Origin of the sequence: Singulisphaera photorubra (assembly GCF_045290345.1) — a bacterium.
Lineage (GTDB): Bacteria > Planctomycetota > Planctomycetia > Isosphaerales > Isosphaeraceae > Singulisphaera.
Map to the genome: position 1 here is coordinate 10,514,188 of NZ_CP155447.1, position 25,268 is coordinate 10,539,455.

Below are 25,268 nucleotides of genomic sequence, written 5' to 3' on the forward strand. Positions count from 1 at the left end.
CCGGAATGAGTCACGCCCGAGTCAGCGAAGCGACCGGTTTTCGCCTTCCGCCGCGAGTCCCGGTTTGAGGAAGATAAAGGACTCGGGTGGGATGCTCTCAACGAGAACGATCCCCGAAGGGGCAAAACCGGAAAGTGACCGTTCCCCTCGGCGGTCCGATCCGTTCCGGTCACCCGGCACGCGGTGCCGCTCGTCGAAGCCGGGCCATGCGATCTGGCTGTTGGCTGGGACGAATTGACGTCTGACCTCGATCAGAAAGACCCCAATGGCAATCGTTCGAGCCGCCGTCGTCCAGGCGGCCCCCGCCGCCTTCGACCGCGACCGCTCACTGGCGCGGGTCAGCGCACTCACGACCGAGGCGGCCGGTCTCGGCGCTCAGCTCATCGTTTTCCCCGAGGCGTTCGTCTCCGGCTACCCACGCGGGCTGGACCTCGGCACACGCATCGGCTCGCGAACTCCCGAAGGCCGCGAGCAATTTCGCCGCTACTGGGAAAGCGCCATCGACGTCCCGGGCCCGGCCACGGCCGCCCTGGGCGATGCCGCACGGAAAGCCCAGGCCCATATGGTGATCGGCGTCGTGGAGCGAGCAGGGGGGACCCTCTATTGCTCGGTCCTCTTCTTCGCCCCGGACGGACGATTGCTGGGCAAACATCGCAAGCTCATGCCCACGGCCGCCGAGCGACTCGTCTGGGGCTTTGGCGACGGCTCGACGATGCCGGTACTGAACACTCCGATCGGCCGCCTCGGAGCGGCGATCTGCTGGGAGAACTACATGCCCCTGTTGCGGATGCACATGTACGCCCAAGGGGTCCAGCTCTATTGCGCTCCGACCGCCGACAACCGGGAGACCTGGCAAGCCACGGCGCGACACATCGCCCTGGAGGGCCGCTGCTTCGTCCTCTCGTGCAACCAGTTCGCCCTCCGCTCCGACTACCCGGACGACTATCCGGCGGACCAAGGAGAGGACCCGGGGACGGTCATGTCGCGGGGGGGCAGTTGCATCATCGACCCGCTTGGCCAGGTTCTGGCCGGTCCGCTCTACGATGCGCCCGGGATCCTCACAGCCGACCTCGACCTGGACGAGATCGCGCGGGGCAAGTTTGATCTCGACGTGGTCGGCCATTATGCCCGGCCCGACATCTTTCGCCTGGTCGTCAACACGTCCCCGACACCCCCGGTTGTCGTCGGGACGGGATGGCCGCCCGCAGAATGGCCAGAGCCCGCGCCGGAGCCAAGCCCCCGCGCCCTCTTGGCCGAGAACGGAGGGAACCCACGATGAGTCTTGCCCCCACCCGACCGAATCCACGCAACGCGAATCGGACCGAATCGCGGGGACCGACGAACCTCGCCCGCGTCCGCAGCCTCTTCCCTGCGCTCGGCCAGGAGGTCCACGGCAAGCCGCTGGTCTACCTCGATAACGCCGCGAGCACACAAAAACCGCGCCCGGTGATCGACGCCCTGGTCCAGTACTACGAGCTCGACAACGCGAACGTCCACCGGGGTGCCCACGCCCTGAGCGACCGCGCCACCGCGGCCTACGAGCAAGCCCGGGAGACGACCCGGCGGTTCCTCAACGCCCGCCGGGCCGAGGAGATCATCTTCGTCCGGGGAACCACCGAGGCAACCAACCTCCTGGCCCAGACGTTCGGCCGCCAGAACGTCGGAGCCGGCGACGAGGTGCTGATCACCGAGTTGGAGCACCACGCCAACTTCGTCCCGTGGCAACAGCTCTGCCTGGAGAAAGGCGCGCGGCTGCGGGCCCTGCCGATCACCGAACGTGGAGAGCTCCAACTCGACGCGCTCGACGCGATGCTCACGCCCCGGACCAAGCTCGTGGCCCTGGCCCATGTTTCCAATGCCCTCGGGACGGTCAATCCGGTCAAGGCCGTCGTCGAGGCGGCCCACCGGAGGGGCATCCCCGTGTTCATCGACGGCGCCCAGGGTCTGCCCCACGCCGGGGTCGACGTTCAGGAACTGGGCTGCGACTTCTATGCCTTCTCCGGACACAAGGTCTACGGGCCGATGGGCGTCGGTGTGCTCTACGGACGGCTCGGCCTGCTGGAGTCGATGCCCCCCTGGCAGTTCGGCGGCGACATGGTCCACACCGTCGGCTTCGACCGGACCACCTTCGGTGACCCGCCCTATCGGTTCGAGGCCGGCACACCGAACGTGGCCGGAGCGGTCGGGCTGGCGGCGGCCCTCGAGTTCCTCGAGAGTGTGGGCCGGGACCGGATCTCCGACCACGAGGCCCAGCTCCTGGAACTGGCCGTCCGACGCCTCAATGAGATTCCCGGCGTGCGGATCGTGGGCGAGCCCGCGCAACGGGCCGGAGTCATCTCGTTCGTGGTCGAGCACCCACCAATGTCGGCCCTCGACGTGGGAACTCGGCTCGACGCGGAGGGCATCGCCGTCCGCGCGGGGAATCACTGTTGCCAGCCGCTGATGGGGCGGCTTGGTGTCGCGGGGACCGTCCGCGCCTCCTTCGCCTTGTACAACACAACCGAGGAGGTGGAGCAGTTCGCGTCCGCCTTGCGGACCGTCGTCGGCGTGAAGCACGACCCGGTCCAATCGTTGGAGCCGACCGACGAAGACGACGAGCCCGAGGCCAACTATCCCGGTCCCGCCGCAAGGACCATTGAGCAGGCCGCGGAGGCCATGCAGGACGAACTCGACGGCCTCGACGGCTGGGGAGAGCGCTACGAGTTCCTGATTGAGCTGGGACGCAGGACTGCCCCCTTACCCGAGTCGCTCCGAATCGAAGCCAACCGGGTCCGCGGATGTCAGAGCACCGTTTACGTGGCCGCCCGAGCCAGGCCGGGCACGCGGGACGTGCTCGAGTTCCTGGTCGACAGCAATAGCGAAGTCGTTCGGGGGCTGCTCGCGGTACTCCAAGAACTTTTCTCCGGGCACAGGGCAGGGGAGATCCTCGCGTTCGATCTGGCTTCGTTTCTGGCGCGAGGTGGCCTGGAATCGAACCTGACGACAGGACGACGCAACGGACTGGCCGAGACGATCAAGCGACTTCGATCGATTGCGTCGACGCTTGATGCCGACGGAGCCAAGGACAAAACTTCGATCCATCCGTAAGTTCGTAACCTCGAGCAAGGCCGGAGCGCGAGCCGGCCTGCGGGATCAGGGTACAAGGAACCTCTTAAAAGGCCGGAGTTGCCTTGGGGATGACGGCTCCCTAGGATGTCCTCGGTTCGATCGTGATCGAAGAATCGAAGCAATCGGGAACGCCTTGAGGTCGGCTGATCGGGTCGCTCCGAGTCTCCCGGTACGTCATTCGCTACGTATCCTCTCATCGGAACGACCTCGAACGACGCACCCTTGCGATGAGGGTTTTTCGATGCCTGGACTCTTCGATCCCATCACCGTCGGCGACTTGCAGCTTCCGAACCGGATCTTCATGGCGCCGCTGACTCGCTCCCGCGCCGACGGCGACGGGCGCGTACCCAACGAGCTCATGGTCGAGTACTACGCCCAGCGCGCTTCGGCGGGGCTCATTTTGTCCGAGGCGACCGCGATCACGCCCATGGGGGTTGGCTATCCCGATACCCCCGGCATCTGGTCCCAGGAGCAAGTCGAGGGCTGGAAAAAGGTCACCAAGGCCGTTCACACCCGTGGCGGCCACATCTTCCTGCAACTGTGGCACGTCGGGCGGATCTCGCATCCCGCTTATCTGAATGGCGAGCTTCCGGTCGCCCCGAGCGCGATCCGACCCGAGGGCACGTTGACTCGACTCCAACCCAAGTGCCCGTACGAGACCCCCCGCGCCTTGGAGACGAACGAGATCGCCGGGATCATCGACGCCTATCGCAAAGGGGCGGCCAACGCCCAGGCCGCTGGGTTCGATGGGGTCGAGATCCATGGCGCCAACGGCTATTTGCCGGATCAGTTCCTGCAAGACAGCACCAATCACCGGACGGACGCCTACGGCGGCTCGATCAGCAACCGAGCCCGGTTCTTGCTGGAGGCGACGGATGCCGCCATCGGCGTCTGGGGACGCCAACGTGTGGGCGTGCACCTCTCGCCGCGATGCGATTCGCACTCCATGGGCGATTCGGACCGGGCGGCCACCTTCGGTCACGTCGCGCGCGAACTCGGCCAGCGTCAGGTCGCGTTTCTCTGTGTCCGCGAGGCCCTCGGGCCGGACCGCCTCGGCCCCCGCCTGAAAAAGGCGTTCGGCGGTGTCTATATCGCGAACGAGCGATTCACGAAAGAGACGGCCGAACACCTGATCGAAAGCGGTGAGGCCGACGCCGTCGCCTTTGGAGTGCAGTTTCTCGCCAACCCCGACCTCCCGCGCCGGTTCAAGTTGGGCCTGCCTCTCAACGAGCCAGAGCCATCGACGTTTTATACCCCCGGCCCGAAGGGGTATACCGACTACCCAGCACTCGCCGAGGTCTTGGTATGAGTCAGCGTCTTGCCTCCACGCCCCTCTCCGTCCTTGACCTCGCACCGATCGTGCAAGGGGGAACGGCCACTGACGCCTTCCGGAACTCGCTGGACCTGGCCCGCCACGCGGAGGATTGGGAATACAAGCGTTACTGGGTGGCCGAGCACCACAACATTCCGGGCATTGCCAGCGCGGCGACCTCGGTCGTGATCGGCCACATCGCCGGCGGCACGTCGCGAATTCGCGTCGGTGCCGGCGGCATCATGCTGCCGAACCACGCCCCGCTCATCATCGCCGAACAGTTCGGCACCCTCGAATCGCTCTACCCAGGCCGGATCGACCTGGGCCTGGGCCGTGCCCCCGGCGGCGACCAGCGGACCGCCCAGGCGTTGCGGCGAAAGCTGGGGAGTAGCGGCGACACGTTCCCGCAGGACCTGATGGAGTTGCTGTCTTACTTCCGCGCCGCGGTCCCCGGTCAAGCGGTTCGGGCGATCCCCGGAGAGGGGCTCAACGTCCCCATCTGGCTGCTCGGCTCGAGCGACTTCAGCGCTCGACTGGCCGCCGAACTCGGCCTCCCCTTCGCCTTCGCCTCGCACTTCGCGCCCGACTACCTGTTCGAGGCCCTCAACCTCTACCGCACCCACTTCAAACCGTCCGAGTGGCTCAACAAGCCGCGCGTGATGATCGGCGTGAACCTGTTCGCGGCCGAGACGGACGAAGCCGCCTTTCGTCTATTCACCTCGCTCCAGCAGGCGTTCCTCAACCTGATCCGCGGCCACCCTGGCCCATTACCGCCGCCGGTCGAGAGTATGGATGGCCGCTGGAATCCCGCCGAGCGGCCGCACGTCGAGCGGATGACCCGCGTCTCCGCCGTCGGCTCCCCCGCGTCGGTGCGGCAGACGCTCGAGACGCTGATCGAGGCGACCGAGGCCGATGAGTTAATGCTCACCGGCCAGATCTTCGATCACGAGGCGCGGTTGCGTTCGTTCCAGATCGCCGCGGAGGCCCGCAAAACGGCTTGTTCCGAGCCACGACCCGAGCCCGCCCCCTCGGGTCAACGTGAGGCCCCGATTCATACCCCAGCATCAAATCCCGAATCGATCCGAGGATCACTTCCGCGATGAGCTCCGCCGCTACCTCCGCCTTCGACGGCCTCCGTGTCGTCACTTTCGAGAGCCGCCAGGCTGGTCCGATGGCCGAGTTGATCACCCGACAAGGGGGCGTGCCGGTCGCGGCACCCGCCCTTCGCGAGGTGCCGATCGGCGACAATCCCTCGGTCCTCGCCTTCGCCGACCGCCTCATCGCCGGCGACTTCGACATGGTCGTCTTTCTGACCGGCGTCGGCACCCGCTTCCTCACCCAGGCGATCGAGACTCGGATCCCCCGCGAAACCTGGACGGGGGCCTTGACCAAAGCGAAGGTCGTCATCCGCGGTCCCAAGCCACTCGTCCCACTCCGCGAGCTGAAGGTGCGGATTGATCTCCAAGCCCCCGAGCCGAATACTTGGCGCGAGTTGCTCCTCGCCCTCGACGCGAATCTACCAGTCACCGGCTTGCGGGTCGCCGTGCAAGAGTACGGTAAGGCGAACCCCGAACTGATCGAGGGGCTCGAACACCGAGGCGCGACCGTCACGCGTGTCCCGGTCTATCGCTGGGCGCTCCCTGAGAACATCGAACCGCTTCGCCAGGCCATTGAGGAGATCGCGACCGGCCAGATCGGCGCAGTCCTGTTCACCTCGGCCCAGCAAGCCGTCCACATGCTCGAGGTCGCCACCACGATGGGTCGAGAGACCGAGCTCCGCGCTGCGCTGAGGGACCAGACCGTGGTCGGTTCCATCGGTCCTACCACCACCGAGACCCTCCGTGAACTCGGCCTCAGTATCGACCTCGAACCGGAGCACCCGAAGATGGGCCCGCTCGTGGCCACCGTCGCCGCAGGCTGGCGAGGCGTGGGCAAGCCGCGCCCCGCATCGGGCTAAGCCCAATACCGTTGAAATGGGCGCAAGTCACAGCCTCCTGTTACTTTGGGTTTGCTGAGAACCGAAGCAACAAAGAGGCTACGACTCGCATGCCACAAGGACATTGCACGCTGCCGGCCGATGACGCGGGCCGGATCTTGGCTCGCTTGGCGGGACTCGAACAGATTATCTCGCCCGCGGAGACTCGACAAGCGCTCGCGGCCACGGGTCGGGGCAATTCACGCTGCTGTCGGTTGTCGCACGAGATCGTTCTGTGGGTGGTGCTGGCCATGGGACTCTTGACCGATTTGCCGATCCGCCAGGTCTTCAAGCACTCCCGGCGGCCGCGCAAGGGCGAAGGGTCGCCCCATCGCTCGAGCCTCTGCGTTGCTCGCCAGCGGTTGGGCGTGGCGCCGGTGTGGTACCTGTTCCATCAAGTCGTTTGACCCCTGGCCCGGCCCGATACGCCGGGGGCGTTCTACCACGACTGGCGGTTGATGGGAGTCGACGGCACGATCTTCGAAGTCCCCGATTCGGAGGCCAATGCCAGCGTCTTCGCCCGCCCCTCGGCCGGGCCGCGCGGCGAGGGGGCCTTCCCCCAGGTCCGCAAACTCAGCCTGGTCGAGTTGGGGACTCACGTCGAACTCGGCCTGGTGGTGCGATCCTCGGCCCATGGCGACCAGTCGATGATCGGCGGCTTGTTCCGCCATCTGACGCCGGAGATGCTCCTGTTTTGGGACCGGGGATTCTTCAGCTACGAGCTCTGGCGGGAGATGACCGCCCATGAAGGCTTGCTCTGGGAGATGCAAGGGGAGCGGACGGAGCCGCGGCGGAATCGGATCAATCCGCGCATGATCAAGCGAAAGATGTCGAAATGGAAGAAGAAACGTCCCGAGCATCGGCGGATTCCGCCCTTAAGGAAAACCTTTTCAGAGACTGTGGTTATGTCTCGTTAAACGGTATTGGGCTTAACCCTTGTTCGCGCGGAGACGCGGAGCGAGAGGGGGGGGAGGCTGTTGACTGTTAATCAGTATATCAATAATTACCAATTCAATCTCATCAAGTTTCATCAATTCTTCTTCCTCCGTGTTCTCCGCGTCTCCGCGTGAGTCATCCCGAGAAAGCTCATGCGCCACCTCCGGCTTAACCCTGGTTCACGCGGAGACGCGGAGACGCGGAGACGCGGAGACGCGGAGACGCGGAGACGCGGAGACGCGGAGACGCGGAGAGAGAGGAGGGGAGGTTGTCGACTTTTGATCAATGCATCCATAATCTCCAATACCATCACGTCAAGTTTCATCAATTCTCCTTCCTCCGTGTTCTCCGCGTGAATAATCCCGAAAATAGTCAGGCTTCGCTGAGCCCGTTTTCCTCGACTGCGTCGTGATCGGCCCCGGCGTCAGCAATGGTTAAACAATCCCCGTAGAGTCGGCACGGCCCACTATCTTAACCTCCCCCCGCGTTGCCATTCCTGGTGCCTCGGGCAGCCGGGGGACGCGGCGACAATGTCAGTTCAACCCCCCGGTGGTCCGGCCTTCCGCAAGTCAATGCGATGATGCGAAAGGCTGGGCGGAATCGTCTCGGGATCCGACCGAAAAGCGGTGTGCCCGGGTCGGCCGTTCCGGACCTGGCCAACGCTCCTCCGTGCCGACCGCGAGGGCATCGCTCGAAATACAATGCGAGAAACAAGCCCCAATCGGCTCGCCGGGCCCTCGAAGAATCGGGGGCGGCCTGCCCGGTGACGTTGACCGCGAGAGCAGGACGGGCGCGGACGCCGATCAAGGGCGCCCAAGGACCGGACGAACGACGATCAGTCGTCGGCCCCGGGGGGCGGCGCGACCCCGAGGACCTCGCCGGCCTCGCGGCGCAGGACTTGGCCGAGGGCACGCTCACACCAATCCCACGCGAAGAGAGGGGACGCCGGATCGGGCTCGGCGGGTGCCACCGCGAGGGCGTGATCTGCCTCGGCGAGGGCACGGCGGGCCTCCTCGACCTGCCCGAGGCGCCGCCGGGCCATGGCGAGGAACAGGCCGGCGTGGGCCCGACCCCAGTGAGCGTCCTGCGGGAGGAGCCCGAGCGCTCGTGTGAGCGTCGCGACAGCCGCCTCGTGCCGGCCGGCGCGGTACTCGGCGGCCCCGAGGGCCGGCAGGAAGGCGGGCTCGTCGGGGTCGCTCGCCACGGCATGCCGGGCGAGCTTGAGCGGGCGCCCGGGATCGACCTCCACCGCGGGCGACCCGGTGCAGAAGATTGCGAGATGCCCGGCGTCGGACCGGCTGGTCGTCCCCCCGAACCGACGCAGCGCCTCGGCGCAGAGGGCGTGGTAGCCGTCGACGTCGCCCCCACGGAGCCTCAGCATCCCAAGCGGGAACCACGGGCCGGTCGACCTCGGGTGCCGCCACCGATCGGGATCAAGCCGCCGTGCCTCCTCGAAGCGGGCGATGGCCTCGTCGTGCCGGCCCAGCGCGGCGAGATGCTCGGCCAGTTCGCCGAGCGCGAGGAGGGCCACGTCGCTCGCCGCCCCCCGCTCGGCGCGGCGCACCTCGACCCCACGCTCGTGCAGCTTGACGAGCCCCTCCGCGTCGGCGGGGAGCAAGGCGAGGAGCCTCGCCTCGTTCTGGAGAACGAGCCGGTTGAGATCGTCCTCCGCAGTCGGCCACCGGACCGGTGCCCTGCCAGAGAACGCCCATGCCGCCCACAGCCTCGCCAGCTCGCGGTCGCCGCTTCCGAGGTGGATCAGGGCCATCAGCACCCAGTCGTACACATAGCCCACGCCCCGCTGTCCCCCGTCCCGCAGGGCGAGCGACCTGGTCTCCGCCTTCAGGGCGGCCTCGAGGTCGCCGGCGCGATATTCGGCCAGGGCCAGCCCCTTCCAGAACCCCGCCTCCTCGGGCTCGATCGCGACGGCCTCGCGGACCAGTTCGCGGGCACGGGCGACCTCACGGCCCGACGGCCGCCCCAGGGCCTTCAGTCCGCGACGTCAGGCCGAGTATGACGATCGGCGTCGCGGCCGGGGATTCGAGGCCCCCCCCCGCTCGGTCATGGGCATCGAGCAGCAACTCGACCTGCCGGCGCAGCGAGGGGTCGCCGCCGCAGGCCCGGTCGAGGTACGCCGACCGCTCGGCCGGCGCGGCGATCTCCAGCGCCTCGGTGAAGACGGCCTCGACGCTCGGGAACTCCACCCCCATCGTACGTCCCCCTAGGATGCGCGTCACGTCGTTCATCGCCGGCGACCCGCCCCGAAGTTCACGGTCCGGCAAGGTGGGGGACGCCCGAGCGACGTCGCTCGAATCCCCGCGCACGCCGGTCCGCGCGGGGAATGACGCCCTCCCAATATTATCCGCCCAGCATGCGAGGAAGTAGGCCACCCCGTGGGATGTCGCTTGCCGACCCTCCGATCACGGTGCCGAAGGCACGTTGCGGGCGCGATGGATTCGCACTTGGTTCATTTCTTCAAATCTTTGAGGGTCGGCGGTCCGCTGAGCCAGCCGAGCGACTCGAGGAATCGGTCGGCCTCGATCAGGGTCTTCGTCGTCCAGGGGTCTTTGTTAAAGAAGCCGTGCGACTGGTCGGCGTAGACGAACGCTTCGCAGCGCACGCCCTCCTTTCGCATGTTGGTCTGGAAGTCTTCGAGGGTCTTGACCGGGATCAAACGATCCTTCGAGCCGAGGAAGACGATGGTGGGCGGGTCGTCCTTGCTGACATTGTGGGCGGGCGAGAATTCCTTGTAGCGGTCCCTGACCCGGCCTATCCCCCAGCCGCCGGGGCCGTTGTCGATGACCGGGTTGAACAGGATCAGTGCGTCCGGCCGGGCCGACACCGAGGCGTCGTCGGCCGGGTCGTCCTGCCCCTCGACCATACCGGTGAAGGCCGCCAGGTGGCCGCCGGCCGATCCGCCGCCGGCCGCGATGCGCGCGGGGTCGATGCCGAGTTCGCCGGCATGGGACCGGACCCACCGCATCGCCGATTTGGCGTCCTGGCAGCATGCCACAGGCGGCGTGGCCTCCTTCTCGGAATTCTCCTTGCTCAGTAGCCGATACTCGACCAGAGCGCAGACCATCCCGCGCGTGGCGAGGTAGCGGGCCTGGGTGTCGAACTGACCGGGCCTGCCCCCAGTCCAGCCACCGCCATGGAAGAAGACCGCCCCCGGCCGATGGTCGGACGCCTTCCATCCCTCCGGCTTAACGACCCAGAGCCTCAACTTTCGTCCCTCAGCTGTCTTGTAAACGAACGGCTCGCCCGCGGGCGTCTCCGCCGGTCCAGCACCGGCCAGACACGGAATCAGCGTGAGCCCCAGCAGGAATTGCCTCGTCATCTTCGCTCCCCGGTTGTCACGAGAAAGGGCCGGTCATCCGACCGTCGGCCGGGCCCCGCGCAGGCCGCCGGCACCTTGCGGTTGTCGGCACGACTCGCATCGATCACGATTGCGACGAACATAGTGGCAGATCGGTCACCCGCTGACACCCACTTTCCAGCCGGAAGCACCGGGGTGCCGATCTCGCGACCCGTCCCGTCCGCCTCGGATTGGCGGATAGATTTGCTTGCATGCGGATTGCAAACGTGGTCTCAATCGATTGCCAACCGAAATTCCCGCTTTCTTTAGTGAACGTTGCAATACAGTAACAGTTTGCGGCCCGGGCCGCCTCCCACCGTCGGGTCCTATCCAATCGACCGTGATCCGCCGCCCGCAAACCCCACCAATCAGGCGTCCTTACGTTCGCTTACGGATCGTGACCACCCATGGCTGCCGACGTGACGGCGCCAACACGACTCGCGGTCCACGCTTGATCGGGTCTCAAGTTCACCTTGATATGAAAGACTGATACAGCCGGCCCAGGGACGGTTGTTACCACGGCCTCCAACACCATCCTCGCCCGTGCTCGGAGATCAGACACTCCCTATGCAAGTGGCGATTGTCAGGCTCACTGGCGGTATGGTCGTCCGCGACTGAACGAACCATGGCCAGTACAGCAGACCGATGCCGAGCTGTTTGAGATTGTTGGTGCACTGGATACGTCGGGACCGCTTCGCGGGCCGCCTGGACGGCCGGGAGCATGAACACGACGAGCACATCGATTCACTGCGATCGGAGTCGAGATGGTAGCGACCTGTCATCATTCGCCGTACGATGTCCGCGTTCCCAACGAGCTATGTGGAACAAAACCTCGTCGACCGACGGCCCCATAACGCCACCTCGGAATCTGTAGTCATCTCAGGAAAAAGCCTTATGAAAAGCCGGATGAACCCTTTCGTTGTTCTCGTCGCGGGACTCCTCCTGGTTGATTTCGTCGGAACCATGATGACGGCATCCGCGGCCGACTCCCTACGAGTCGGCGTGGCCGAGGCCGACATCACGCCGCCGGTCGGGTTTCCCATGGCGGGATACTATCACGAGCGCTTGGCCGACGGCGCAATCGATCCGCTCAAGGCAAAGGCGATCGTATTTCGAGATGCGCACGCTGAATCCGCGCTCGTCGTGTGCGATTTGATCGGGATCGCGACAGACCTGTCGCATGCGATTCGCAAACGAGCGTCCGAGAAGACCGGCATCCCGATCTCGCACATCGTGGTTTCGGCAACGCACTCGCACACCGCGCCCGATTATATGAAGGAACTGTACTTGAAGCTCGGCGGCGAGAAGCAAGCCCCGCTGCGAGCTGAATACATCGACAAGCTCATCAATGGTCCGGTCGAGGCGATCGTCAAAGCGCATGCCGCCGCCAAGCCCGCCGAGTTGGAGTTCGGCTCGGCGACGCAGTCGACACCCGTGTCGTTCAATCGCCGCTCGGTGATGCGCGACGGCAGCGTGAAAACGTGGCAGAGTCACGACAATCCCAACGTCGTCCGCGCAGCGGGACCGATCGATCCGGGGATCGCTCTGTTGACGGTTCGCGACGAGGCCGGCAAATCGCTCGGCATCCTCAGCAACTTCGCGCTACACCTCGATACCGTCGGCGGGACGAAGTGGAGCGCGGACTATCCGTTCTTCATCGAACAGTCGCTGCGCAAGGCATGCGGTTCGGAGGTGATCTCGATCTTCGCCACCGGTTGTTGCGGCGACATCAATCACGTCAACCCGCGCAGCAAGGATCGCAACAAGGCCGACTTTATCGGCAACTCGATTGGCGAATCGATTCACAAGCAACTGCCCCAATTGAAGCGACTCGAACGGGCGGACCTGGTCGTAAAATCGCAAGTCGTCCGGCTGCCGCTGCAAGACGCGACGAAGGAGGAGGTCGCCCAGTCGCTCAAGATCCTCGCGGCGGCCAATCGCCGAGAGGAAGTCGACTTCTTCGAGCACGTCACGTCCTATAAGAAGCTGATGCTCGACCATTTTCGGCACCGCGAGCCGCACGCGGTTGCGACGGAGCACATCACCTGGGGCCTCAGCCGCTCCCTGGCCGGCATCGGCGAGACGCTGCCGGTGGATGTAACGGTCATGACGCTCGGCCGCGACGTCGCGATCGTCTGCCTCCCCGGCGAGATCTTCGTCGAACTGGGAATGGCCATCAAGCAAGGCTCGCCCTTTAGCACAACATTGGTCATTGAACTCTCGAACGCCGTCGAGACCATCTACGTCCCGAACCGCGCCGCCTACGCGGGCGGTAGCTACGAAGTCACGAACTCCAGCCTGCAACCGGGCGCAGGCGAGATGCTAGTCGAAACCGCGCTCGGCCTGCTGCGCGCTGCGGCAATGGACACGCCGAGCGACACAGAACGCAAGCCCGCTCCCTGAGAATTCCTGCTCCAGAGGGTCGGCAAACGGCGGCCCTGGCGGTGCCAGGGCCGTGCGAGGCTTGTCGTGGCACGAAGCTCCAGGGACTTCGCCTGATGACGGCGGGCGATCGCGATGGCGTGGCCGAAACAAGCTTCGGCGTCCGGATTTTCCGGCTCAAGGGCCAGAAGGAACGCCCCCTTGAGTCGGTTCAATCATGAGTCATCGACATAAATCCCAATCTCCTCAATTTCCGTCAACCTCCTTCTGGGCAAGGAAATCAGGATGGTGGGCCGTGCCCACCCTGAGGGAAAGTTTCGGCCCTCACCGCGAATCAATCGTGAGCCAATCCTCACTTGGCAACGTGTTCGGCGAACATTTTCCGCAAACACTTATGCGTCTCTACTCACGCATCGGTCATCCCCTAGTAAGGCGACCGCATGCGTGATCGATTGAAAACTTTCTAGAGCGTCATCACTCGCCGGCCGCGGACGGCTTGAGCGACTTGTCGAAGAACCCGATCACCAGCGGGCGTAAGTCGCGTTGTTTCGGCTGAAGGTGGAACGTGTGAGGGGCGTCGGGGACCACAACCAGCTCATGCACGGTTCCCCCCTTCTGCAATGCGGCGGCGAATAGTTCCGACTGTTTCAATGCGACGGTCTTATCCGCCGTGCCGTGCAGGATCAAGACGGGCGGGTCGTTCTTGTCGGCATACGCGGTCGGCGAAGCCTTGCGGTAGAGATCAGGCGCCTCTTCACGCGACTTCCCAAGCATCGAAAGATCGTTATACTCCATCAACTCGGCCGGCCCGTAGAGGTCGACGGCGCACTGAACCCGGGAGGAGAACTCGCCATAAGGCCCGGCAGGATCCAGGCCGTCCTCCGGCCCTGTCACGCCAACCATCGCCGCGAGGTGCCCCCCCGCCGAGCCTCCGATCACGCCAATATGGTCGGCGTCGATCTGCAACCGTTCGGCATTTTTGCGCAGCCAGCGCACGGCGGTCTTGCAGTCGTGCAGGTTCTGGGGCCACGTTGGCTTCTCTTTGGTGCTGAGCACGTAGTTGATACTCATGCCCACGTAACCGTTGCGAACAAGGTTGGTCCCGATATTGATTTCACGCGCGGCCCCCTTGTCTCCACCCGACCAGCCTCCGCCATGAATAATGACCACGGCGGGCCGCCGTTCCCCCGGCGTCACACGGCTGGGAAGGTATAGGTCGGCCTTCTCGGCCCGACCCGCTTCAAGATACGCAACGTCGCGTTCGATCCGGACCCCCTCGGGATCCGCCTTGGGCACTCGGGGCCCCTGAGCAAAGGCGTTCGAGCCCGCCAACACAACGAGACTCAAGAGAGCCGTCTTTTTCAGCGTTCCTCGGTCGTGAAACATTGCAGTCCTTTATAAGAAATAATACGAGCCGCTCTCTACCAAACGGGTTCCAAACGTTCCAGCCCCCCGGTCGGCCCCCGACATCTTCGCTCCATCCGATCGGGAGTGCAATCGGCGCGTCCCGCGTACCCCCAACCCGCGAACCACACCGCAGTGAGAACGACAAGCGGTCTCCGACTTGACCTACGAACACGACCATCTTACTGTTGTCATTGCCTCTCATTCCGTTCTCGAACACGCGTAGGCGAGAACCATGGCACCGAAGAAATTGGCAACCGGACTCATTCTTTACTGCACACTTACGCATCTTATCCGAACGGAGTGCGCAGCGGGGCAGGAGCCCCCTCGAATGCCAGACCCGGTGTGGAAGCGACTGGGGCTGGCGGAACCCCCGACCCTGGAATCCGGACGGGGCGTAGGCGTCGTGATCCTCGACGATGCGGAGCTTCACCCTGCGCTGAGGCACCTGGGCAATCGCCTTAAACACGTGACAGTCGACACATGCGGTAACGTCACGTTGGTAGAACCGCTGAGTCGCGAGAAGATTCGCGAATTGGATCGAGTGGACGACAGCCACGGCGTCCCGTCGCTTCTCCAAATGGCTGCGGCCCCGTTCCAGGTGCGCGACGCGAGCTATATTGGGCTGGCGCCGGGAGCGACCTATTTCGTGGTTCCCTACGACGGCAGAGACGAGTGGCGAATGAATCGGGCCCTCGAGTGGGTCGTGGAGAACCGAGCGCATTGGAACATCCGCGTCATCCTCAACGCAGGCTGGCAGATCGCCTCGCCTACCGACCCCCGGTGGGATGGGCTTATCAAAAACACCCGCGAATACCCGGTCCCTCGCGCCTTGAAACGAGCGAGCGAGGCCGGCATCCTTGTCGTCGCGGCCAACGGCAATACCACGACGATTAACCTTCTACCACCAGCGGACTACCTGGCAGTCGGCGCCTACCACGACTCGGGGCGTGCCGATCCCAAGTTTCACCGGGAGAACCTTGACGAGCCCTGGGGCCGCAATGCAGACGGCCACCTCCGCCCCGACCTCCTGGCCCCGAAATATCACGTGCCCAACCATGTGGACTCCCACGGGGAACTCGGCGACTTCGGCGGGACCAGTTCGGGAAGCGCCCAGGTCGCGGGTCTCTGCGCCTTGCTCTTCGCTCGGTTTCCGAAGGCCGACGCACCCACCATGAAACACGCCCTGATCCGCTACGGTGATCGCCTCCCAGGCAGCAAACGAGCCGGAGTCCGTGTGAATGCGGCCCGAGCCATTCAGGCCCTGAACGACCAGGCCGTCTCCCCGCCCTGGCCCTTGGTTCCGCCGGTCGTGACCGTGACCGATCCCAACGTCTCCTTGGATTCGAAGGACGCGGTCGAACGGGCGCTCGCCATCTCGGCATTGGCCGAGAACCCCGCGCGATTTCGCCCGATCGGGAATGGAAGTGAAGGCAAAGAGCTCCGCCAGGTTTTCTGGCGATTCCTGACGGACGACTCACCCATGGTCAGAAAGGCGGCCTGTTCCGCCCTGCGTGGACCTGAATCGAAAAAAGAACGGACGCGGCTCTGGGAGGTCATGCAGACCGAACTGGACATGGGCGTGCGAGGCAATCTCGCGCTGCTCCTTCTGAGTGGCGCCGGCGAGGACCGGTTGGACGATTGGATTCCCCTGGCAACTGACCCCAACTGGACGTCTCGATGGTGCCTGGTCAAAATGCTCAAGGTTCACCATCCCGATGCTCCCCACCTCGAACACGCATTGATCCCTGAGGATATCGAGACGCTGGCAAAACCAATCCTCGACTGGTATGCAGAGAAGCTTCGATCGAGATGAATCGGTTTGAGCCAGCGAAGCGTATGGAGTAAACCTGCCACGGGGGTGGACGGTGATCCACACCCCCTCCCAAACGAGCGAGCGGGACGTCCACGGTCCCGGGAAGCTTTCCTCACAAGTGGAGAATGAACGACTCCGCCAATTCCGCGGTTTTTGATTATCTACAGGGTGGGATCCGCCATTCCCTTGAATTTTCTTGTTCTTCTATTTTCATCACTTTCGTTCGAGCTCGCGAGTGCGCATTCCTTGCATTTGGGGCGCAAGGTCGAAGAAGGTGTCGCGGTCGCGAATGATCGCCTGCGGAAGAAGTTGATCGGTCTGGGTCCGGACTCCGGAGTGCTTGCGGATGGCGGTTCCGATGGCCATGACCTCGACCAGGCCGCCGCCAAGCTCGTAGATGAAAACCTTGATCCCGATGACTCCGTCGGCTTTGAGCTCCTCGGCCTCGAGGCGGATATGCTCGAGACAATTTTCGCGGGCGTCGTAGATCAACTGGGTGACCTCGCTGATCTCGCCGCGGCCGAACGACTGAAAGAATGCCGAGATTCCGCCGAGAAGGCCCAGCGAGTAAACCGAGGTCCCCAGGACCAAGCGGAGCGGCGAGTAACCCATCTGGGTCAGATTCCAGAGCTCTTCGCCGGTCAACTCCGACGTCACCGGGCGCTTCGGCTGGCCCAGGACGGGGTTGTACGAGCCGGTGCCCACGAGCAACATCTCCCGCACACCGACGCCGAACGGGAGGATCCGGGTGATGATGTCGACCACGGCGTTGCAACCACGCTCGGCGGCTTCGTTCTCGAGTCGCTCGAGCGCGAGGTGCCGGGTGTGGTTATACATGTCCGAAAATTCTTTGATCTCGCCGCGACGCGCGATCATCTTGAGGCTGCCGGTGATCCCCCGACCCACACCCAAGGCATACGCCACGTTCCCGATGACGAAGTGTCTCGGTTCGTAGCCCGAGTCGAGCTGGCAGTAGAGGTCTTGCCCCGAACAGGCCGTCGAAAAGAAGGGCCCCGAATAGTTGTCGCCGTGGATCGCCGATCCGACGGCCAGGAACTCGATCATGTTGCCGACGGGCTTGAGTTCCGAGGCCACTCCGGTCAAGCCGTGGGCTCCATGCTCGATCGCTTCGTTCTCGAGCCGGCCGATCGCCGCATGCCGGCCGTCGGCAATGAGCTGAGTGACGCTGGCAACCTCACCACCAGCCAGCGTTTTGAGGCTGCTCGTGATCCCACGGACGAAGCCAAGCGAGTAGACGCTGTTCCCTACGACGATGTTGCCCGGACTCCAGCCTTTGCGCGTCAGGCAGAAAATCTCATTGCCTGACAAACCACTCATGAGCATGGCCAACCCCCAAATATTCAGCGTCTCGTCTCGAAAACCCGAACGGGATGACCACCCACGGCACATCCGTTTCCAAGTGCTTCGCTAAATTCGGCTCATTCTTCAGAAAAGAGGGTCGAAACCGACCCCGCCTAACGCATTGACACAAAATGAGTTCAAAACCATCGCAAGGGACGTGGCAATCACCTCGAGATCCTTCACGAACTCACCAAGAACTGGCCTTGATGTCCTCCGATCCCCCAAGCTCGGTCCGTCACCACCAGCCAGCGGACTCGGTGATCGGCCGACCATCTTTTCTCGTCACATGTTGACTCTGACTCGCTCTAATTTTCCGGGAAATCTGAACTGAGATCGATTTTCACTTGAGTTCCCCACGACTGGATGGATGAGCCAGTGACCTACCCGAATGCAATTCCCTCGATTCTCTCCGCATCGGTGACCTATCGTTTCTTGAGGAGCAAGAGAGGGAGAGGCTCCAGCCCATCCCGTTGGTGCACCTCCTCAGGAATGGTGTCGCAGGTGTCTTGTCTCCACCAATCCTCCTGATCCAGGCGGCCCGAGCTCGGTGGCGCAATTTCGAAGCCATCGCGTAGTGGATCCCGAGGTGTTCCGCCCCATGAGTTCGGACTCGGTTGATGCTTTGATCGATTCCCTCTGGCAGGGACGGTTGGTCGAGCCCGATCGGCTCAAGGAACTGGCTGCCGGCGGTCGCGACTTGCCCGACTCGGCTCCCGCACTTGCGGCCGACCTCGTCCGTCGAGGGGTACTCACCTCCTTTCAGGCCGACGAATGCCTGGCGGGGCGCGGATCGCAACTGGCGGTCGGACCCTATCGACTTCTCGAGCCTCTGGGAGCGGGAACGCGCGGGCGGGTCTTCCGAGCGCGACACGACACAACGAACCAAGTCGTGGCCCTCAAGTCGTTTCCTTCTCATCGCCTTCCCGGGGCCGGCGCAACGGACACGCACCGGTTCCACCGCGAGGCTGAGGCCGCAACACGACTGCGTCACCCCAATCTTGTCACCGTGCTTGATGACGGAACGGCGGACGGTAACGCTTACCTGGTCATGGAGCTCGTGGAGGGAATCGACCTCCCCCGGTTTCTGGAGCTCCACGGCCCCCTGGAGCCCTTGCAGGCGAGTCGCTATGCCCAGCAGGTGGCACTCGCGCTTCAGCACGCCTATGAGCGGAGGCTGGTCCCCTGCGATGTCGCCTTATCCGACCTGATCGTCACGGATCGAGGAGCGTCGGTTAAACTGTTGAGCGCGTGCCGTGGCCGACTCGGACCGAGCTCGCTCGGCCTGGGGGAATTCAATTTCGGCAGCTTGCTCGAACCGGACTCTGCGGGACAGGCCGAGCTTTCGCCAACCCTCGAATCCGAAGCTGTTCGTGAAGACGCCCAATCGGCCATCCTTGGCCTCGGTCGCGTGCTCATGTTGATGCTGGCCAGCCGCCCCGTTCGAGTCGACGACGAGGCGGACCACCAAGGTGAAGATTCGGCCCCTCCACTTCCGGCGGAGCTCGCCCTGATCGTTCGAACGATGCTGGCCGAACACACCGCCCAGCGTTACGCGACCCCCGCCGACTGCGCCGAGGCATTGGCTCGCTATTGCTCACTTCCCACTCCCAACGACAAGGCGGCAGCAGTCGCCGCTCTCGCAGAAGCCCCCTCCACGCCGCTCGGACCTCAGAAATCCGCGTTATCAACAGTGGCCCGTTCCTCGTTCGCCTTCGTCGTGACGATCCTTCTCGGCAGCTTGGCCGGGGCGGCGATCACCTGGTTCTCGTCTGACGCCCCAACCGGCTCGCCAGAAGCGGTTGCCTCGACGCTCTCCGAGCCATCGCCCCTCGATGCCATGGAGCAGGGGCAGGGGCGGGCTGACGATCGGCCTCTCCCTGCCAAGCGACGGGTCGAGAATCCCCCACCCGACGATCCCCAATACCAGGCGCTGGTACAGGCCGGGATCGCCGACCTCAAACAGAATGCGATTCCCGCGGCGCTCACCCGACTCGGCGACGCCATCCGCCTCAGGCCGAACCTCACGGCCGCGTACACGCGCCGAGCCGAGGCTTACTCGAAGTGGGAGGCCCACCGCGACGCCGTGGCCGACTGCAACCAGGCAATCCTGCTTGATCCCAACAATTCCGTCGCCTACCGCCTGCGCGGAGCGGCCCTCGCCAATCTGGGTGATGCCGAGGGCGCCATCGCCGACTCCACCAAGGCGATCGAACTGGACGCCAGCGATGCTCATGCGTTTAACACCCGAGGCGTCGCCCGCTTCAGTCGGCAGGAGTTCCGTTCCGCGTTCGATGACTTCTCCGCGGCCGTGCAGATCGACGAGACGCTTGCAGGCGCTCTCGGCAACCTTGCCTGGCTCCTCGCGACGGCCCCCGACCAGGGGGTCAGAAACGGTTTCCTGGCCATTCGATACGCCAGGCGGGCGTGCGAACTGACCCACTGGAACGACCCGGTGCAGCTCAAAAACCTGGCCGCCGCGCACGCGGAGTGTCGCGAGTTCGACCGGGCCATCCAGTATCAAAAGCAGGCCATGGCTCGTGGCCGGAATCTTCCGGGTACCGTGGTCGATCAATATCAATCGATGCTGAACCGCTACCTGACGGGACAAGCCGCCCAGAAGAGAGCCAATCCCTCCGCCAATGAACGAGAGATCAACCCACGTCGAGCCCTGCCTTCTCCGGTTCCCTCCGCCACGGAAGTGTATCGCGGGGCCCAACGTTCCACTCGGCCGTTCTCGCCGTTCCCCGGCATGGCGCAAAGCACTCGGCTCCCCTTCGTCCCGCTCCTCGAATCGTGACGACTTTCTCTGCCTTCGTTGACGATTCAGTCCCGTCGGCTTGTCAGACTCGTCCCATGCCAGCCGATTTTCACTCCGACCCGACCGCCTGACCTGAGACAGCCGGGCCGAGGAAGCATTGACTGGTCTCGGCATTCCCAGGCTCTCCCCGTTCCGATTAAACTCACCGCAAAAGGAGATGCGCATGTTCCACGCAGAGAGTCTGACGCTTGCCACCAAGGGCCGTGGCACTTACGAAATCACCCGGCCGATCCAGCAAATCGTGGCCAACGCCGCAATCGAGCGAGGGCTCTGCACGGTCTTCGTGCACCATACGAGCGCCTCACTGATCGTCTGCGAGAACGCCGACCCCAGCGTTCGACATGACCTGGAGCGGTACTTCGCCCGATTGGTCCCTGATGGAGATCCCATCTTCAACCACGTGGACGAAGGAATCGACGATATGCCCGCTCACATCCGGTCGATCTTGACGCAGACATCGATCACGGTCCCGGTGGCCCGCTCACGATGCGACCTGGGAACCTGGCAGGGGATTTATCTCTGGGAGCATCGTACCGCCCCCCACCAGAGACGAATCACGGTCTCGGTGGTAGGATAATCATGCGGGCGTTCCGAAATCCGTCGGACCGACCGAGTGACCGATACGTCCGAGGTCAACAATGACTCAAATCGCTCAACGTCAAGGCAGTGGAATCCTCCGACGTGAATTCCTTCAAGTGGGATTCTCGGGCGTACTCGGAATCGGCCTCCCCCAGTTTCTGGCGGGGCAGGCGGCGGGCCGCCAGGTTGAACCTCGCGCCTCGTCCCGGCCACGGGCCAAGTCGGTCATCCTGGTCTTCCTGACCGGCGGACTTAGCCATATCGACAGCCTCGACATGAAGCCCGACGCTCCCGACGGGATCCGCGGTGAATTCCAGCCGATCGAGACTTCGGTCCCGGGCATCCGGATCTGTGAACACCTCCCCCACCTGGCGGAGCAGGCCGGAAAGCTAGCGATCGTCCGCTCGATCTCGCACGGGCAGACGAACCATCTGAATGGCACGCACCAGGTGCTCACCGGCCACTCTCAACCGGGCGCCTTCTTCGATAAGATCGCCTCGCGGGATGACTACCCGTGCTACGCCTCGGCGGTCGACGCGATCCAACCCCGGAGCGATGGCGTTCCCAGCGGCGTGATGCTCCCCACCTATTTGATGGAGGGCCCGCTGACCTGGCCGGGGCAGCATGCCGGCTTCCTGGGCCCGAAGCACGACCCCTGGCAAATCAAGCAGGACCCCAATTCACGCGACTTTCGCGTGGAGAGCCTGGCGATGCCGTCAGGGTTCGGCATCGAGCGACTCCAGCGGCGTCGAGAGCTCTTTGAGGAGATCGCCACGCAACGCGATCGGTTCGGGGCGGCATCCTCCCCGGCGAAAGATCCGCTCGACGCCCAGCGCGAGCTGGCCTACTCCTTGATTCTCTCCGGCAAGGTCGCCCGCGCCTTCGAACTGGAACGCGAAGACCCTCGGATGCGCGACCGCTACGGACGCCACATGTTCGGGCAGTCACTCTTGCTCGCCCGCCGGCTCGTCCAGGCCGGTGTCCCTCTCGTCCAGGTCAATATGGGCCGGGTCCAGACCTGGGACACGCACTCCGGAAATTTCAAGTCGCTCAAGGAGCGGCTGCTCCCCCCCACCGATCGCGGAGTCTCGACGCTCCTTGAAGACCTAGGCACGACCGGTCTGCTCGACGAGACGCTGGTCGTCATCGCAGGGGAGTTCGGTCGGACACCTCGGATCGGCAAGAGCACGGGAAACAACAACGGACAAGACGGTCGCGACCACTGGGCGAAGGTCTTCTCGGTCGCCCTCGCCGGCGGTGGAGTGCGCGGAGGGCAAGTGATCGGACAGTCGGACAAGATCGGCGCCTATCCCGCCAGCCAGGCATACACGCCCGCCGACCTCGCCGCCACCATCTACCAGTCGCTCGGGATCGATCCCGCCACCGAGCTTCGCGACCGACTCGATCGTCCCATCAGGCTCTGTGAAGGCAAGTCGATCTCACGGCTCTTCACAGCCTGATTCGAGGCGATCCGTGAGCAACTCTTCCAGACAAGAAAGCGGGGAGTGTCAACTCCCCGGGGCCGCGATCAACCCTGCACCTTGCTCCTCGCCTCAGGCGATCTTCTTGCGGCCCTCCGACTGGTCGAAGAGAAGCTCGAGGTTCGCGTTGGCAGGCAGCTCCTCCGAAGCGGATTGCACCAATTCGTTGAAAACCCCGCCCCGACAGACCAGCTCGTTGTAAGCGCCACTTTCCACAATCTGACCGTCCTTGAAGACCAAGATCCGGTTCGCATCGCGCAAAGTGGTCAAGCGGTGGGCGACCAGAATCACCGTCCGGTCTACGCGGGCCGCGGTGATCGCCTGCTGGACGAGTCGCTCACTGATGTTGTCGAGGGCGGAGGTGCCCTCGTCGAGGATCAGGATCGGGGGATTCTTCAAAAAGACACGCGCCAGGGCGATCCGCTGGCGCTGACCGCCGGAGAGGTTCTGGCCGCGTTCGGAGACCAAGGCGTCATAGCCACCGTGCATGGCCGTGATCTCGTCATGGAGACAGGCCAGCCGAGCGGCGTTCTCAACCTGCTCTCGGGTGACGTCCTTCTGGCCGTATGCGATGTTCTCGGCGATCGTGCCGGTGAAGACGAACGGGTTCTGCCCGACATAACCGATGAGGTCGCCGATCGCGTCGCGCGAGACCGATTCGATCGGAATTCCACCGAGCATGGCCCGACCGGCACTCGGATGAGTCAGTCGCACCAGCACACGCAACCAGGTCGACTTGCCCCCTCCGGAACGCCCGGCGACCCCAATCGTTTCTCCGTGGCGGATCGTCATCGAGACCCCGTTGAGAGCCCGCCTCGGTCGGCCGTCGGCCGCCTTGTAATCGACGTGCAGGTCATCCGCGACAAACACAGGTTCCCCGAGGACGAGTGACGGCTCTCCGGCAGGCGCCGGCTGGAACGATCGATCGACCGGCTCAGCGAGAATATCGATCAAATCGCCAACCCTGAGACTACACTCATGGGCCTCGTCCACAAACCGATGGACCTCGTTCAAGGGGGTCATCACGCTGAGGAACAGGACCGAGAAGGTGAGAATGTCGCCGTTCTGAATCTGGCCGTTGACGAAGAGGTAGATCGCGAAGGCAATGACGAGCAGGTGAAACAACCCCTCGTTCAGCGCCTTGCCACAACCGAAGAGAGACATCTCGAAGTGATGACGAATCTCCTTGGCCCGTCGACGCTCGGCCGTCCGCTCGACCCGGAGCACCTCCTGGCAGTGCGTGTTGGCCGCGCGGATGTAGTCGATTCCTGAGAGTTGCTCGACAACCGTCCCATCCATCGCTTCACGATTGCGGAGCAAGTCGAGCCGGACCCCTTTCTGGGTCATGAGCTGCCACATCGTGAGCGAGATCGAGATGGGGACGACCCCGGCCATCGCCAGTGCGATGCCGGGCTGCTTGGAAAGCGTGGCCGCAATCGCGAAGCTTCCCGTCAAGATCGCCGGGATGAAGTCGAGGAAGCTCATGCGGAGAAATCGCACGAAGCCGTCGACACTCCGCGTGATTCGTCCGTGGAGCGCACCAACCTGTTCATGGCTCAGAGCCGAGAGATCGACTTTCATCAGGTGGGAGACGAGGCGAACGCACATGTCTCGATCGATTCGAGTGCAAGCATTCTCCACCAGAAAGCGGCGGAGCACGTTCAGGCCCTCTCTCATCAAGTAGAAGCCACCGATCAAGGTCAGATAGAACAGGGCGAGCCGGGTTACGGCCCACTTTTCCACCTGCTGCTGGATTTGTTGGTTGACGGAGTTGACCACAGTTCCCAGGAGCAGAGGAATCGCGGTGCTGGCGGCGCTGCCGAGTCCCATGACCACGACGGCCACTCCCAGAGCCCATCGATGGCGTGCGGGGATCAGCCTCCAAACCTCTCGGCCACGCACCGCTATGGTTTGTAATTCAAGCCAGATTCCCTTGACTGGCCTCTCCTGTCGCTGCGCCATGGTCGTTCCTTACCATCCCAAAAAAAGAAGTGACTCACGACGACACCAGCCACGGGGAGAAGACGTGACAGGTGGCCGGTGAAGTTCGTAAGCGTGACTATCGATTGGCAGTGCGAAACGTCCTGTCCGCTAGAGCCATTGGTCGGCGAGGTGCATTGCGCTTGGCCCCGACCAACCGGACGTAACTTTCCCGACGGGATCGAAAAGGAAATCGCATCGAGAAGGCTAGATGAAAGTGAGTCGAATTTGCGGTCGCGTCAGACCGTCACCACTCGATAGCAACCGCCGTGCCACTGTCAGTCAGTTCCTTCCCCACAGTGCCGGCCGATCCAAGCTCGCGGCAATCTCAAATTCTCTCATCAAGAAATCTCTGAGATCGTGGAGCCATAAATTTTTTGTTGCATTCACGCCAAAGACCGTTACAATCGATGCGACGTGACCGAGAGAGAGGAGGCCGCGCTCCATGCACGACCGCGTCGGACGGACGGGCTTCCCCGTCGTTCATTAAGCGAATCCATCCCATAGATTCCGTTCGTTCCTACCACTCTCTACGGATGGAATGGGTCAGGACGCAAATCGGATTGCCGATTTTTTTTCATTTCACGCGTCGGCCCGCCCCGGTGACTTCCGGCTCCAACGCAAATCTTTGTCGGTTTGCCGCGCCATCAGCATGAGCAGCTTTGACGTATTGAGACCGGCAGGTGCGCACAACGACTCGCATTTCGGCACCGTCGAATCCGAATGAGAAACGATGGTTCCGTCGAGAAAACTCGTTCAA

Annotated in this window: 18 protein-coding genes and 1 pseudogene; 12 read left to right on the forward strand and 7 right to left on the reverse strand. The window is 63.8% G+C overall.

The window, feature by feature from the left end:
• Nucleotides 1-265: 265 nt before the first annotated feature.
• The 7 genes from V5E97_RS39265 (at nucleotide 266) to V5E97_RS39295 (ending at nucleotide 7,312) form a co-directional block, all read left to right on the forward strand.
• Nucleotides 266-1,279 (forward strand): carbon-nitrogen hydrolase family protein, encoded by a 1,014-nt coding sequence (locus V5E97_RS39265; protein ID WP_406696994.1) that lies wholly within the window; start codon nucleotides 266-268, stop codon nucleotides 1,277-1,279.
• Nucleotides 1,276-3,087 carry a SufS family cysteine desulfurase gene (locus V5E97_RS39270; protein WP_406696995.1) on the forward strand — a complete coding sequence of 604 codons (1,812 nt, stop codon included), beginning with the start codon at nucleotides 1,276-1,278 and terminating at the stop codon, nucleotides 3,085-3,087. The genes V5E97_RS39265 and V5E97_RS39270 overlap by 4 nt, the downstream gene beginning before the upstream one ends.
• A 262-nt stretch (nucleotides 3,088-3,349) precedes the next feature.
• On the forward strand, nucleotides 3,350-4,417 hold the full coding sequence (locus tag V5E97_RS39275; protein ID WP_406696996.1) for an alkene reductase: 1,068 nt from the start codon (nucleotides 3,350-3,352) through the stop codon (nucleotides 4,415-4,417).
• A complete protein-coding gene (locus V5E97_RS39280) occupies nucleotides 4,414-5,523 on the forward strand; it encodes an LLM class flavin-dependent oxidoreductase (protein WP_406696997.1) in 1,110 nt (369 codons plus the stop codon). The genes V5E97_RS39275 and V5E97_RS39280 overlap by 4 nt, the downstream gene beginning before the upstream one ends.
• Nucleotides 5,520-6,377, forward strand: a complete 858-nt coding sequence (locus V5E97_RS39285) for a uroporphyrinogen-III synthase (protein WP_406696998.1) — start codon at nucleotides 5,520-5,522, stop codon at nucleotides 6,375-6,377. The genes V5E97_RS39280 and V5E97_RS39285 overlap by 4 nt, the downstream gene beginning before the upstream one ends.
• Before the next feature lie 89 nt (nucleotides 6,378-6,466).
• Nucleotides 6,467-6,802 carry a transposase domain-containing protein gene (locus V5E97_RS39290; RefSeq protein ID WP_406696999.1) on the forward strand — a complete coding sequence of 112 codons (336 nt, stop codon included), beginning with the start codon at nucleotides 6,467-6,469 and terminating at the stop codon, nucleotides 6,800-6,802.
• Nucleotides 6,803-6,853: 51 nt separating this feature from the next.
• Nucleotides 6,854-7,312, forward strand: coding sequence for a hypothetical protein (locus V5E97_RS39295; protein WP_406697000.1), 459 nt, complete (start codon nucleotides 6,854-6,856; stop codon nucleotides 7,310-7,312).
• An 854-nt stretch (nucleotides 7,313-8,166) separates the two neighbouring features.
• Here the strand turns inward: V5E97_RS39295 and V5E97_RS39300 are convergent.
• The 4 genes and pseudogenes from V5E97_RS39300 to V5E97_RS39315 all read right to left on the reverse strand — a co-directional run bounded on the left by V5E97_RS39300 (nucleotide 8,167) and on the right by V5E97_RS39315 (nucleotide 10,668).
• Nucleotides 8,167-9,126 carry a tetratricopeptide repeat protein gene (locus V5E97_RS39300; RefSeq protein WP_406697001.1) on the reverse strand — a complete coding sequence of 320 codons (960 nt, stop codon included), beginning with the start codon at nucleotides 9,124-9,126 and terminating at the stop codon, nucleotides 8,167-8,169.
• A 78-nt stretch (nucleotides 9,127-9,204) separates the two neighbouring features.
• Nucleotides 9,205-9,324 (reverse strand): annotated as a pseudogene (locus V5E97_RS39305) (hypothetical protein); the annotation flags it as partial.
• Nucleotides 9,293-9,721, reverse strand: a complete 429-nt coding sequence (locus tag V5E97_RS39310) for a hypothetical protein (RefSeq protein WP_406697002.1) — start codon at nucleotides 9,719-9,721, stop codon at nucleotides 9,293-9,295. The pseudogene V5E97_RS39305 and the gene V5E97_RS39310, both read right to left, overlap by 32 nt.
• Before the next feature lie 77 nt (nucleotides 9,722-9,798).
• Nucleotides 9,799-10,668, reverse strand: coding sequence for an alpha/beta hydrolase (locus V5E97_RS39315; RefSeq protein ID WP_406697003.1), 870 nt, complete (start codon nucleotides 10,666-10,668; stop codon nucleotides 9,799-9,801).
• 924 nt (nucleotides 10,669-11,592) lie between these two features.
• Between V5E97_RS39315 and V5E97_RS39320 the strand changes: the two genes are divergently transcribed.
• Nucleotides 11,593-13,089 carry a neutral/alkaline non-lysosomal ceramidase N-terminal domain-containing protein gene (locus tag V5E97_RS39320; RefSeq protein ID WP_406697004.1) on the forward strand — a complete coding sequence of 499 codons (1,497 nt, stop codon included), beginning with the start codon at nucleotides 11,593-11,595 and terminating at the stop codon, nucleotides 13,087-13,089.
• 453 nt (nucleotides 13,090-13,542) lie between these two features.
• Here the strand turns inward: V5E97_RS39320 and V5E97_RS39325 are convergent, their stop codons facing one another.
• Nucleotides 13,543-14,454: a prolyl oligopeptidase family serine peptidase gene (locus tag V5E97_RS39325; protein ID WP_406697005.1), complete on the reverse strand. Its 912-nt coding sequence runs from the start codon at nucleotides 14,452-14,454 to the stop codon at nucleotides 13,543-13,545.
• 349 nt (nucleotides 14,455-14,803) lie between these two features.
• Between V5E97_RS39325 and V5E97_RS39330 the strand changes: the two genes are divergently transcribed.
• Nucleotides 14,804-16,288: a S8 family serine peptidase gene (locus V5E97_RS39330; RefSeq protein ID WP_406697006.1), complete on the forward strand. Its 1,485-nt coding sequence runs from the start codon at nucleotides 14,804-14,806 to the stop codon at nucleotides 16,286-16,288.
• A 213-nt stretch (nucleotides 16,289-16,501) separates the two neighbouring features.
• On the opposite strand, the gene V5E97_RS39335 is transcribed toward V5E97_RS39330, so the two are convergent.
• A complete protein-coding gene (locus tag V5E97_RS39335; RefSeq protein ID WP_406697007.1) occupies nucleotides 16,502-17,626 on the reverse strand; it encodes a heavy metal-binding domain-containing protein in 1,125 nt (374 codons plus the stop codon).
• A gap of 622 nt (nucleotides 17,627-18,248) precedes the next feature.
• On the opposite strand from V5E97_RS39335, the gene V5E97_RS39340 reads away from it, so the two are divergent.
• From V5E97_RS39340 to V5E97_RS39350, 3 genes are all read left to right on the forward strand, one after another.
• Nucleotides 18,249-20,447: a protein kinase domain-containing protein gene (locus V5E97_RS39340; protein WP_406697008.1), complete on the forward strand. Its 2,199-nt coding sequence runs from the start codon at nucleotides 18,249-18,251 to the stop codon at nucleotides 20,445-20,447.
• Nucleotides 20,448-20,631: 184 nt separating this feature from the next.
• Nucleotides 20,632-21,045 carry a secondary thiamine-phosphate synthase enzyme YjbQ gene (locus V5E97_RS39345; RefSeq protein ID WP_406697009.1) on the forward strand — a complete coding sequence of 138 codons (414 nt, stop codon included), beginning with the start codon at nucleotides 20,632-20,634 and terminating at the stop codon, nucleotides 21,043-21,045.
• A gap of 61 nt (nucleotides 21,046-21,106) precedes the next feature.
• Complete coding sequence (locus V5E97_RS39350) at nucleotides 21,107-22,507, forward strand: DUF1501 domain-containing protein (protein ID WP_406697010.1); 1,401 nt, start codon at nucleotides 21,107-21,109, stop codon at nucleotides 22,505-22,507.
• A 93-nt stretch (nucleotides 22,508-22,600) separates the two neighbouring features.
• Here the strand turns inward: V5E97_RS39350 and V5E97_RS39355 are convergent, their stop codons facing one another.
• On the reverse strand, nucleotides 22,601-24,490 hold the full coding sequence (locus V5E97_RS39355; RefSeq protein WP_406697011.1) for an ABC transporter ATP-binding protein: 1,890 nt from the start codon (nucleotides 24,488-24,490) through the stop codon (nucleotides 22,601-22,603).
• Between the last annotated feature and the right edge of the window lie 778 nt (nucleotides 24,491-25,268).